This window comes from Kribbella sp., from assembly GCF_035655035.1.
Taxonomy (GTDB): Bacteria; Actinomycetota; Actinomycetes; order Propionibacteriales; family Kribbellaceae; genus Kribbella.
In genome coordinates, this window is record NZ_DASRVN010000643.1 from 1 (window position 1) to 11,016 (window position 11,016).

The following is an 11,016-nucleotide window of genomic DNA, read 5'->3' on the forward strand; positions in this document are numbered from 1 at the left end:
ATCGTGGCGAGGGCTCGAGGACGGCACCCCCAGGCAATCGCACAGAAGGATCGCCTACACCGAACGCGGAATCTATAATCCATTGCTCATCACCAGAGAACTCCGCCGAGACCCATGGCGCGTGGCGCAGGTTACAAACTAGTCGGCCATACGCCGTCCAACTGCGCTCGCCGTCCTGCAACTGAAGTTGCCCGACATAAATCCAGACTTGCCCGTCTGGCGGCTCAATGTAAATCGCAGATACGGCTGAATCGCCGTCGTGGTACTCCTCCGCCTCAGTCATTCTCGGGCCCCACTTCAGTACAGGTCGTGTGCCCGTCGTACCGCCACATCGTGTCCCACAGGCAGGCTCCGGGTCACATTAGGGGCGTCTGTCGAGGTGTGCTAGAACAGTAGTTGTGGAGCTGCTGCATCGGGGCAAGGTTCGGGATGTTTACGGCGATCGGCCGGGGGAGGTGATCCTGGTTGCGACTGATCGGGTGTCGGTCTATGACGTGGTGTTGCCGACGGCGATTCCTGACAAGGGGAAGTTGCTGACGAGTCTGTCGCTGTGGTGGTTCGAGCAGTTGGCGGATGTGATGCCGAACCATGTCATCTCGGCAACCGATGTGCCGGCTGAGTTCGAGGGGCGGGCGGTGCGGTGTCGGCAGGTCGACATCATTCAGGTTGAGTGCATCGCCCGCGGTTACTTGGCTGGTCTCGGGTGGGATGCCTATCGGGAGACCGGGAAGATCTCTGGTGTTGAGATCGCTCCTGGGCTGCTTGAGGGTGACAAGTTGCCTGAGCCGGTGTTCACGCCGACGACCAAGACGGCGCCTGAGGATGGGCACGATGAGCCGATGACCTTCGATGAGGTCTCGGATGCCGTTGGGGCGGAGCTCGCGGAAACTCTTAAGGAGAAGACGCTCGAGCTCTTCAAACGCGCCACGGCGATCACTGATGGTCGAGGAGTGCACCTCGCAGACACGAAGTTTGAGTTCGGGCTCGCGAAGGACGGGACGTTGGTCCTGGCGGACGAGGTTCTGACTTCAGATTCCTCGCGGTACTGGCGTGATGAGGACTGGAAGCCGGGGCAGCGGCAGGTCTCGTACGACAAGCAGTTTGTGCGGGACTGGGCTCGCGACCTGGGAACCTGGGACAAGACTCCGCCAGGTCCCGAGATTCCGCCGGCGGTCGTGGAGGAGACCCGTGCTCGTTACGTTGCTATGTACGAGCGCATCACCGGTCTGAAGTGGGACTGACGATGGCGACGTGGGACGAGATTCAGCAGGCACGGCTGAGTGACGCGCTGGACCTGCAGAAGGTGCACAAGCGCCTGCTTGCAGCGAAAGAGCACGGCATCGAGCCCGATCCTCATGACATTGAGGTTGCTCGTTCGGTCGCCGCCACCGGCTACGGCGGGGTCGACCGGGTCAACGCGCCTGACGATTACTAGACCACCGGGCAGTGTTGCGCCTAGGCTAGTCGTGTTCTAGAACACTCACTTGAGGACTTGAGGTCTGGCGATGTCCCCGAAGCTGGAGCGCCCGGCTCCGCCGTATCAGCAGATCGCTACTGAGATTCGTACTCGGATCTCCAGTGGTGAACTGCAGGCTGGCGATTTGGTGCCGTCTGTGCGGTCGCTGATGCGTGATTACGGTGTGGCTATCGCTACTGCTCAGCGTGCACTGTCCACCTTGCGTGCTGAGGGGTATGTCAAGCCGGAGCGTGGTGTGGGAAGCATTGTGACGACCGAGGAAGAGCGCGGTCGGGCTGCGAATGATCGCGTTGACAACTCTCGGCGTACCGGCAAGATCTATCCGACCGGGAGTTACGCGAAGATCACCGAGGCCGGGATCACCGAGGCGTCGGACCAGGTTGCCGACGCCTTAGGTTTGAAGCCCGGCGATCCCGTGATTCGCCGAGTGCGGACGACCTATCGGTCGGATGACAAGCCGGCCTCTGCGTCGACCTCGTACTATCGCGGGCATCTGGCTGAGAAGGCGCCGCTGCTGCTCGGCCGGGAGCGAATCAAGGAAGGCACGTTCGCCTACATCGCGAACATCCTGAAGCGCGAGGTTGACGCGTGGCAGGACCAGTTCGAACCGGCCGCTGCTACTGCCGAGCAAGCGGAACGGCTCGGCCTGGATGAGGGTGCCCTCATCATGGTCGGGCGGAACTGGATCTACGACGACACCGGTGAGGTCCTCGAGTACGGCGAGAGCATCACCTACGGGCGAGTGACCTACCGGGGCCGGCTGGGTGTGTCCACGGCCCGCGTTCAACGTCCGTGATGCTTGCGAATCGCTCCTGAAGGTACGTCTGCCGCTTGTCAATGATCAAGTAAGTGTTCTAGTATCAGAACTAGAACACTTGGTGAGAATCTCGTCCGCCTGACAGGCGACCAATCTGGTCTGTTGTGGTGGGCGACGACCTGCTCTACATGCGATGAGTCATTGGCTGGGCCCAAGGGATGGGCTGCAGCTAGTAACCAAAGAACGGCGCTTGCTCGGCCGTCCCAGAGGCGCGTCTGGGTCCACAAGACCTTGCCCGTCTTCGCTCTTCTGGCTCCTCCGTATCGGGAGGTCTTGTCATGCCCGCATCCACCCATGGTCGGGATCGAGTACGCAACGGACACGGCACCGTGATCGGTGCCGTCGAGACGATCAGCCGGCGACAGCGGGCGCCTCTCGTTCTCGTCCTGTTGTGTTTGTGGCGTTGGCGCTGGGAGTTGGCGTGCGTGGCAATGTTCGTGGACGTCTATCGTCACCTGGTCATGGCCGACGGTTTGAACCTTGGGCCGGTCCCGGCGCTGCTTGTCATGATTTCGCCGACGCCTGTCGTTCTCGTGGTCCGTCCGCTTCGGCGGTTTATTCGTGATCGGATCTCGTGTGTCGTTACGTGGCACCGTGTCCGAACTTGCCTGGCCGAAATCAGAACGTTGAATTGGTCGGGGCGTATGCCCTTCATCGTCGGATGCTTCTCCACGCGGACTGGCGAGGTTGTGTGGCTGTGGATGCGGCCCGGCTTGTCGGTCGACGATTTGGCGATGAAGACCGAGGCCCTGGCGTCAGCGTGCTGGGCGCGTCGAGCAGTCGTCGACCGGACCCGCCGCAACGCTGCGCTGGTCCGCATTGAGATCGTCCGGCGTGAGCCTGTAGCGGAGGTGCGGCTCGTCTCCTCTCGGCTGGAAGGCTCTGCGCATCAGATTGTCTGATGCGCAGGTGACTCTTGGCCCGACGGCTGAGTCGAGTTGGCGACCGGGTGGTGGCGGTGTGTGCGTCCCAGGTCGCTGTGTTGTGTGCGGTATCGGCCGATTCGGACGTCGGCTGATGCCGGGCGGCCTGACTGTGAATACCTCGTGGGGTCGGGGAACAAGCTATTGCTTGTTCCCCGACCCCGCTGGGTATCGCAAGTCCGCAGAATGTTCAGTCTCCGCGACTGGAGCTCGACTTCGCGATCGCGGCGGACGCTCCGCCCTGGTCGCCCCGACCGTCCACCCTGGTCGCCTCGACCGTCCGCTGTGGTCGCCCCTCGAGACGTCGGAGCCGGCCTGCTTCGGGCCGGAGTTCCTGCTGCGGGACGGCTCCCGCGCGACTCGCCACGGGCGGCCTTACGAAGTACGCCCGCTAAGTAGTCACTCGCGAGCGACAGCTCGCAACTTCCGGCGGTAGCCGGGCACTGCCGGCGCCTAGCCGGTGGGTGGGTGGGAGCGCGCGGAGCGGGTGCGGGAGGGAGCGGAGCGACCGGAGCACCTGCGTAGCACGCGGGGTTCACCACATCTGCCCGGTTCGCCACATCCCCCGTTCGCGCGAGGGATTACAGCAGGTGGAGGCGGTCTTGTTCTTCGTCGTTGAGGATTACGTCTAGGGAGGCTAGGGCTTCGGGGAGGGCGGTTGGGTGGATGGTGCGTTCGGTGGAATCGCCGTTGGGGTGGTCGGTGGTGAGGGTGGTGCCTACTAGGCGGCGGACTTGGCCTTCGGAGACGCGCATGACGACGGGGCGGCCGGTGAAGGGGGAGTTGGGGTGGGTGGAGACGTAGTGGTGGTAGACCTCGTAGTCGATCGGGCGGACTGGTTCGTCGTTCGAGGCGTGTTGGGGGATCCAGCCGTCGGGGGTCTGCTTGGACAGGGTCCAGACGTCGCCGTCGCGGGTGAGGCGGTGGTCCCAGCCGGCTTGGTCGATCACGATGCCGTCCTTCAGCGGGGTCGGGTACAGCTGGCCGGCGCCGAAGCCCACATCCGCCAGGAATTCCTCGCCGTCGACCCCGACCTTCAGCAGGGCGTGCGTCCGCGGTCCGGACTTGTGCGGTTGTACCCGGGCCACCCGTCGTACGACGTCGAACCCGAGCTGCTCCAAGGCCGCACCGAAGAGCAAGGCGTGCTCGTAGCAGTACCCGCCCCGCTGACGCCCGACCAGCTTCGCCTGGATCGCGTCGAGGGAGATCCCGGGATGCGTGCCGAGGATCACGTCGATGTTCTCGAACGGGATCGCCAGTACGTGCGCCCGATGCAGGCTCCGTAATGCCTCCGCCGACGGCGCCACCCGTTCATGCCCGATCCGCGCCAGGTAAGCGTCCAGGTCCAGCTTCTCGATGTCCCACATGCGGACCAGCTCAGCACTTCCAGTTCACTTGAGGTCAAGCTCGGTGAACAGCGTGAGCTGGATCCCGCCCGGCGTCTCCAGCCGCGCGTTCAGCGAGTTCCACGGCGTACGGACAGGTTCGGCGATGACGGTCGCCCCCGCGTCCGCCAAGCGGCGAGTGGTCGCCGCGGAGTCGTCCACCTCGAAGGCGACGCGGTACTTCCCGGCCACCCGTCGCCCGACCTCGACCGCGTCGATGAACTCGGCCTGCCCGGGGTCCGCGATCTCCAGCGTTGCCCGCTCCACGGAAAGGATCGTCACCCGGCCGTCGTCGGAGGAGTACGACGCCTGCTCCGGCAGCCCGAGTACGTCGCGGTAGAACGCCACCGCCTCCTCGTAGTCGTCCGCCGTGACCACCAACCGCAATTCCCGCACACTCATGCGATCAGTATCACCAAGCTTGGGTGAGCGCGGTGCTGCTCGGCGTCAGGCGATACCCGGCGTGCGCGGAGAATTCTGCGGACATGGCGAAGCGGTCGCCGCGGACGATGGTGTGGCGCCACTCGACGGGGCGGTTCTGGGCGCTGCCCTGGCGGACGATCGAGAAGACCGCGGCGTCGACTGGGCAGTGCAGGATCTTGCGTTCGGAGGCGGTCGGGGTGACGGCGCGGATGTCCTCGCGGCCGTGGTCGAGGACGATGCCCGTGCGGTTGGCGAGTTCGTTGTACAGGCTGGTGTGGGTGAAGTCCGCGTCGAGCAGCGGCTCCGCGAGGGCCGCGGGGAGCCAGACTCGGTCGAGCGCGAGCGGTTCGTCGCCGGCGTACCGGAGGCGCTCGAGGTACAGCAGGGGGATCGACTCCTCCAGGTCGAGGCGTGCCGCGACCACCCCGTCGGCGCGGATGTCGAGCGCCCGTACGACGCTGCGCTGCGGCAGGCCGGACGCCTCGACGGAGGAGAACAGGCTGTAGAGCGCGCCCATCGGCTGGCGGATCTCCGGCGTCGCAGCGACCCGGGGCTGGCGGCCGCGCTCGGCGACGATCAGGCCGTCCGTACGGAGCTGGACGAGCGCCTGCCGGACGGTGTGCCGGCTGACCGCGTACTCGTCGACGAGCGCGAGCTCACCCGGGAACGCGTCGTCGAACTCCCCGGACCGCAGCCGCCGGACCAGGTCCGCCTGCAGCTGCTTCCAGAGCGGCTCGCCGCCGCCTCGCTCGAGCTTCCGCACACGCGTTCCTTCCAGAGGTTGCCAAATGTCCGGTCATCTCCTACCTTGAATGTACGTACATTTCTGGCAGAAGGGAACCGGCTAGTGGTGCAGCTCGAGGTTAGGACACCTCACTACCTGTCCGCCGCCGTTCCCGCAGTACGCCGCCTCGGTACGGCGCTGTCGCACCGCAAAGGGCTGCTGATCGTACTCGCGGTGACCGCCGTCGCGGTGCCGCTCGGCCGACTGGTCCCGATCGTCGGCGGCCCGGTGTTCGGCATCCTGCTCGGCGTGATCGCCGGCAGCGTGATCCCGGTACTGCGCTCCGACGTCTGGCGCCCGGGGTACGACTTCGCCTCGAAGACACTGCTCCAGCTGTCGATCGTCGTCCTCGGGACCGGCCTGTCGCTGCAGCAGGTCGCGCGGGTCGGCGTCTCGTCGTTGCCGGTGATGCTCGGCACGCTCACGATCGCGCTCGGCGGCGCGTGGCTGTTCGGCCGCATCCTCGGCGTCCGCGGCGACACCCAGACCCTGATCGGTGTCGGTACGGCGATCTGCGGCGGCTCGGCGATCGCGGCGGCGACCGCGGCGATCGGCGCCAAGCGTTCCTCGGTCGCCTATGCGATGGCGACGATCTTCACGTTCAACATCGTCGCGGTACTGGCGTTCCCCCCGATCGGTCACCTGCTCGGGATGAGCGCGGACGCGTTCGGCCTCTGGGCCGGTACGGCGGTCAACGACACGTCGTCCGTGGTCGCCGCCGGGTACGCGTACAGCCAGGCCGCCGGCGATCAGGCGATCGTGGTGAAACTGACCCGTTCGCTGACGCTGATCCCGATCGTGCTGACGCTGGTCGCGCTGAAGATCCGCCGCGAGAACCGCGCGGCGCGGGCCCTCGACAAGACGTCGGACGGTTCGTACGAAGGCGCCACGGCCTCGATCCGGAAACCGTTGCCGTGGCGCAAACTCGTACCGCTGTTCCTGATCGGCTTCATCGCCGCCGCGGGCCTCCGCTCCGCCGGCGCCGTACCGTCGTCCTGGCTGCCCACGCTGACGGTCGTTGGCAGCACCCTCATTACGGCCGCCCTCGCCGCGATCGGCCTGTCGTTGCGCCCCCGCGAGCTGCGCGACGCAGGACCCAGGCCGCTCTTCCTGGGAGCGATCCTCTGGATCCTGGTCGCTGTCGGCAGCCTCGTACTTCAGTCCTTCTCGTAAGCGGCCTGACGTTCCTGGATCGCCTTGATCCGGGGGACGTCGAGCTTGTTGCTGCGGTCGAAGTTGTAGATGCCGTTCTCTTCCTGGAAGACGTCGGTCAGCTGCGTGTAGCAGTAGCCGAACATCAGCTCGTTGTCGAGCAGCGCGTCGATCAGGCCGGCGAAGCGGACGTAGAAGTCCTCCTCGTTCGCGACCCGCTGGCCGTAGCCCCAGGAATCGGCGGAGTTTCCGCTCTTTCCGGCGGCGGCCTTCTCCGCGTTCCACCAGATGCCGCCGAACTCGCTGCAGAAGTACGGCTGACCGTCGTACGCGAGCGAGAGCGGTTTGTCGTCGCGGGTGTTCCCGTACGGCTTGTCGTTGACCAGATCCGCCATCTGCCGGGTGAACTCGGCCGGGTCCTGCTCGTAGTTGTGCGAGTCCCAGACGTCGGTCTCGGGCACGCGGTGGCTGTAGCCGGAGGCGTCCAGCACCGGGCGGCTGGTGTCCGCGGCCTTGGTGGCCAGGAACATCGCGCGGGTGACGTCGTCGAGCTGGGTGATCCGGTCGTGCAGCAGCTGGTGCGTCTCGTTCAGTGGGCACCAGCCGACGATGCTCGGGTGGCTGTAGTCGCGCTCGACGGCCTCCAGCCACTGGCCGACGTACGTCGCGGTCGGCTGCTGGTTGTCGTCGCCGGTGTCGCCGACGCCGGAACCCCAGTCGCCGAACTCGCCCCAGACCAGGTACCCGAGCCGGTCCGCGTGGTACAGGAACCGCTCCTCGAACACCTTCTGGTGCAGGCGGGCGCCGTTGAACCCGGCCGCCAGGCTGAGCTCGATGTCGCGGACGATCGCCTCTTCGGACGGCGCCGTCATCAGGCTCTCCGGCCAGTACCCCTGGTCCAGGACCAGCCGCTGGAACACGTGCTTGCCGTTGATCAGGATCGCCTTGCCGTTGATGCTCACCGAACGCAGGCCGGCGTACGAGTCGGCGCCGTCCACGACGTTGCCCTCGGCATCGATCAGCTCGACGCGGAGGTCGTACAGGTGCGGGTCCGTGGTGTCCCAAAGGCGGACCCGGTCGGCCGGGACCTGCAGCGTCAGGCGCGGGGCCAGGTCGAGGTCGGCGCGGACCTCGGCCGTGGTGATCTCGCCGTCGGCGTCCTTCAGTACGGCGCGGACCTGGTAGCCGGGCTTGTTCGCGGAGACCGGTACCTCGAGGTGGAAGCTGGAGCCCGCCACATCCGGGGTGATCCGCGGCCGCCTCAGGTGCACCGTGGGTACGGCTTCCAGCCAGACGGTCTGCCAGATGCCGGTGGTCCGGGTGTACAGGCAGCTGTGGTTCGCGTACAGCTGGCTCTGCTTGCCGCGGGCCTGCGGGCCGCGGTGCGTATCGCGGGCGCGGACGACGATCGTCGCCTGCTCGCCGGGCTTGGCGACGTGCCGCAGGTTCACGCTGAACGGGGTGAACCCGCCGCGGTGCCGGACGACCTCCTCGCCGTTCACCCAGACGGTCGCGTCGTGGTCAACGGCCTGGAAGTGCAGCACCGCGTCCTTGCCGTCCCAGCCGGCCGGGATCGTCACGGTGGTGCGGTACCAGACCGCCTCCAGGAAGTCGACGTCCTCGATCCCGGACAGCTCGGTCTCCGGGGCGAACGGTACGACGATCCGCCGCTCCAGCTCACGCTCCCGCAGGCCGCGCTCCAGTCCGGAGTCCGATCGGTCGATCTCGAACTGCCACTCGCCGTTCAGGTTCAGCCAGTCGGGCCGAACGAACTGCGGACGCGGGTACTCCGCACGAGGCTGCGTCATGAACTCTCCCGTGGTGCTGTAGGTAGGGGCGAGGAGCACTTTACAACGTTGGAATGAGCCGGGCAACGGGTGGCGTCCACCGGATCCGGGCCCTGACTCAGCGGGTGAAGAGGGCGGTGTTGAGGAAGTCCGGGCCGAAGGTGCCGGGGCGGTCGGTGCGGACCGGGCGGAGGTCGAGCGGGGTGAGGCCGGCGAAGATCGTGCGGAGGTCGTCGAGAGAGAACGCCATGCCGCCGTAGGTGTCACCGGTGGCGACGACGTCGAGGTCGCTCGGGGCCTCCATCCGCTCGGCCGCGAACGTGACGATCCCGAACCGGCCGCCGGGCCGGACCAGCGGCAGGACGCGCTGCAGGTAGGTGATCCGCCGGTGCGGCGCGATGTGGTGGAAGCACCCGGAGTCGTAGACCACGTCGTACGCACGGTCCGGCAGCGGATCCCGCAGTACGTCGGTGGCCGTCAGCGTGACGGCACCGGGCATGGTTGGCCGGACCTGGTCGAGGAGGTCCTTCGCGAGGTCGATGCCGTCGACGACCGCCCCCTGCTCGGCGAACCACCGGGTGTTCCGCGCGGCACCGCAGCCGACATCGAGCACCCGGGCGCCGTCGAGCTCCCCGAGGAGCCCGCGCTCGGCCCAGTCCACCAACGGCTCGTCCGGAAGCTGCGTCGCGAGCGGATGCCCCGGCGTGCTCAACAGGCCCGTCCAGTACTCCGCGGCGGACGCGTCCGAGCGATCCCCCCGGCCGCTCGCCGCCACCACCCGATCCAGCACATCCAGCAGCTCGTCCACGGTATGAATTCGAGTGTCCGTCACCCCCGAATTCTACTGTAAAACAAGGCGATTCTCAGCTTTCCTGGTAAACCAGGTGAACCCGTACGGCGGGCCCTCTAGAGTGGTGCGCGATGCAGCGTTCCTGAAGGTGTAGGCAGGTCGTGGCGGGCTCCGGGTGGGGTCGGCCCGATGCGGCATGCCTGCGCCGCGCTTCGACTGTCCTGTCGATCGCGAGCCTTCGGGAGCGTTCATGCTCAGCATCACCGACCACCTTGTTCTCCGTACGATCGACGGCGCCGCGGATCTCCTCGTCGGGGAACTCCGCGCGATGCCGTCCGTCCGTTCCGTCCGCCAGACGTCCGCCGACACCGTCGCGTGCACCGTCGACGGCCCGCTCGACGAACTCGCGGCCTGCCCGCTCTACTCGTTCGCCGAAGTCGAGTCGGTCAGCGGCCGCCGGTTGAGCTGGACGCAGCGCTTCGGCCGATCCGAACGGTTGCCGTGGTCAACCAACCTGATCGCCGCCGAGGTGCTCGTACGGCTGGCCAAGATCCGCCCCGGCCACCGGCTTCTCGATCCGTTCTGCGGCACCGGCACGATCCTCCGCGCCGCGCACCGCCACGAGCCGGCCGCCCGCCTCCTGGGAGTAGACCGCCATCGCCCGACCGTCCACGAGGCCTTCGCGGTTGTCGAAGGGCGGGCGGAGGCGCTTCCGTTGGCTGACAGGTGTGTGGACCGAGTGGTGGCGAACCTGCCGTTCGGGAAGCTGGTCGGCAGTCACCGCGACAACCGCCGCCTGTACCCGGCAGCACTCGCCGAGCTCGACCGGGTGCTGACCCCGGACGGACGCGTGGTGCTGCTGACCGAGGACAAGCGGCTGTTGCGGGACGCTGTCCAGCAAAGCCCGTTCAAGATCGTGCGCGAGCGGCTGCTCAGATACAACGGCGCAACGCCGACTGCATACGTACTCACCCGAGCCCGAGCCGGAGCCCGAGCCCGAGCAGCCGAGCGCCGTTCTCCCAGCACACCGCGCGCAACCAGTCGTCCCCGAGACCGAGGGACTCGAGCGCCGTGAGCTGAACGGCGTACTCATAAGGGATGTTGGGAAAGTCCGACCCGAGCACGATCCGGTCCTGCAGATCGCGCAACCGCGGGACCAGGTCGCGCGGGAACGGCATCATCGCCTCGACGAACGGCGTCAGCGCCATCGTCGTGTCCAGGTGCACGTTCGGGTACGACGTGAGCGCCAGATGCTCGGCGTACTCCGGCATCCCCAGATGCGCGATCACCGCGGTCAAGGAAGGATGCCGCCGCAGCACCTCGCCCATCGGCCCGGGACCGGTGTGGCGTCCGGGGATCGGCCCCGACCCGCAGTGCACGACGACGGGTACGCCGGCCTCGGCCAGCTGCCCCCACACATCGTCGAGCTCACCCGATCGCGGGTCGTAGTCCCCGACCTGCACATGCACCTTGAAGAT

12 protein-coding genes are annotated in these 11,016 nt (G+C 66.9%); 6 read left to right on the forward strand and 6 right to left on the reverse strand.

What is annotated here, in order from left to right:
• The first annotated feature begins 398 nt into the window (after positions 1-398).
• The 4 genes from VFF46_RS33675 to VFF46_RS33690 all read left to right on the forward strand — a co-directional run bounded on the left by VFF46_RS33675 (position 399) and on the right by VFF46_RS33690 (position 3,196).
• Complete coding sequence (locus VFF46_RS33675; RefSeq protein ID WP_325041288.1) at positions 399-1,241, forward strand: phosphoribosylaminoimidazolesuccinocarboxamide synthase; 843 nt, start codon at positions 399-401, stop codon at positions 1,239-1,241.
• A gap of 2 nt (positions 1,242-1,243) precedes the next feature.
• On the forward strand, positions 1,244-1,435 hold the full coding sequence (locus VFF46_RS33680; protein WP_325041289.1) for a hypothetical protein: 192 nt from the start codon (positions 1,244-1,246) through the stop codon (positions 1,433-1,435).
• A gap of 70 nt (positions 1,436-1,505) precedes the next feature.
• Positions 1,506-2,273: a GntR family transcriptional regulator gene (locus VFF46_RS33685; protein ID WP_325041290.1), complete on the forward strand. Its 768-nt coding sequence runs from the start codon at positions 1,506-1,508 to the stop codon at positions 2,271-2,273.
• A 299-nt stretch (positions 2,274-2,572) separates the two neighbouring features.
• Entirely contained in the window at positions 2,573-3,196 is a 624-nt protein-coding gene (locus VFF46_RS33690) for a hypothetical protein (protein ID WP_325041291.1), read from the forward strand.
• Between the two features lie 602 nt (positions 3,197-3,798).
• Here VFF46_RS33690 and VFF46_RS33695 read toward each other — a convergent pair.
• The 3 genes from VFF46_RS33695 to VFF46_RS33705 are packed head-to-tail and all read right to left on the reverse strand — an operon-like array spanning position 3,799 to position 5,788.
• Complete coding sequence (locus VFF46_RS33695; RefSeq protein ID WP_325041292.1) at positions 3,799-4,584, reverse strand: arylamine N-acetyltransferase family protein; 786 nt, start codon at positions 4,582-4,584, stop codon at positions 3,799-3,801.
• Between the two features lie 24 nt (positions 4,585-4,608).
• Positions 4,609-5,004, reverse strand: coding sequence for a VOC family protein (locus VFF46_RS33700; RefSeq protein ID WP_325041293.1), 396 nt, complete (start codon positions 5,002-5,004; stop codon positions 4,609-4,611).
• Positions 5,005-5,014: 10 nt separating this feature from the next.
• Entirely contained in the window at positions 5,015-5,788 is a 774-nt protein-coding gene (locus VFF46_RS33705; protein WP_325041294.1) for a GntR family transcriptional regulator, read from the reverse strand.
• Between the two features lie 87 nt (positions 5,789-5,875).
• Between VFF46_RS33705 and VFF46_RS33710 the strand changes: the two genes are divergently transcribed.
• The gene (locus VFF46_RS33710) at positions 5,876-6,982 is read left to right on the forward strand and encodes a YeiH family protein (protein WP_325041295.1); all 1,107 of its coding nucleotides are present in this window, start codon (positions 5,876-5,878) and stop codon (positions 6,980-6,982) included.
• Here the strand turns inward: VFF46_RS33710 and VFF46_RS33715 are convergent.
• The gene (locus VFF46_RS33715) at positions 6,967-8,769 is read right to left on the reverse strand and encodes a glycoside hydrolase family 2 protein (protein ID WP_325041296.1); all 1,803 of its coding nucleotides are present in this window, start codon (positions 8,767-8,769) and stop codon (positions 6,967-6,969) included. The two genes, VFF46_RS33710 and VFF46_RS33715, sit on opposite strands and share 16 nt — an antisense overlap.
• Positions 8,770-8,866: 97 nt before the next feature.
• On the reverse strand, positions 8,867-9,580 hold the full coding sequence (locus tag VFF46_RS33720) for a class I SAM-dependent methyltransferase (protein ID WP_325041297.1): 714 nt from the start codon (positions 9,578-9,580) through the stop codon (positions 8,867-8,869).
• A gap of 208 nt (positions 9,581-9,788) precedes the next feature.
• On the opposite strand from VFF46_RS33720, the gene VFF46_RS33725 reads away from it, so the two are divergent.
• Positions 9,789-10,613, forward strand: coding sequence for a TRM11 family SAM-dependent methyltransferase (locus tag VFF46_RS33725; protein WP_325041298.1), 825 nt, complete (start codon positions 9,789-9,791; stop codon positions 10,611-10,613).
• On the opposite strand, the gene VFF46_RS33730 is transcribed toward VFF46_RS33725, so the two are convergent.
• Positions 10,507-11,016 (reverse strand): amidohydrolase family protein (locus tag VFF46_RS33730; protein ID WP_325041299.1); only part of this gene is annotated, 510 nt, incomplete at its 5' end. The two genes, VFF46_RS33725 and VFF46_RS33730, sit on opposite strands and share 107 nt — an antisense overlap.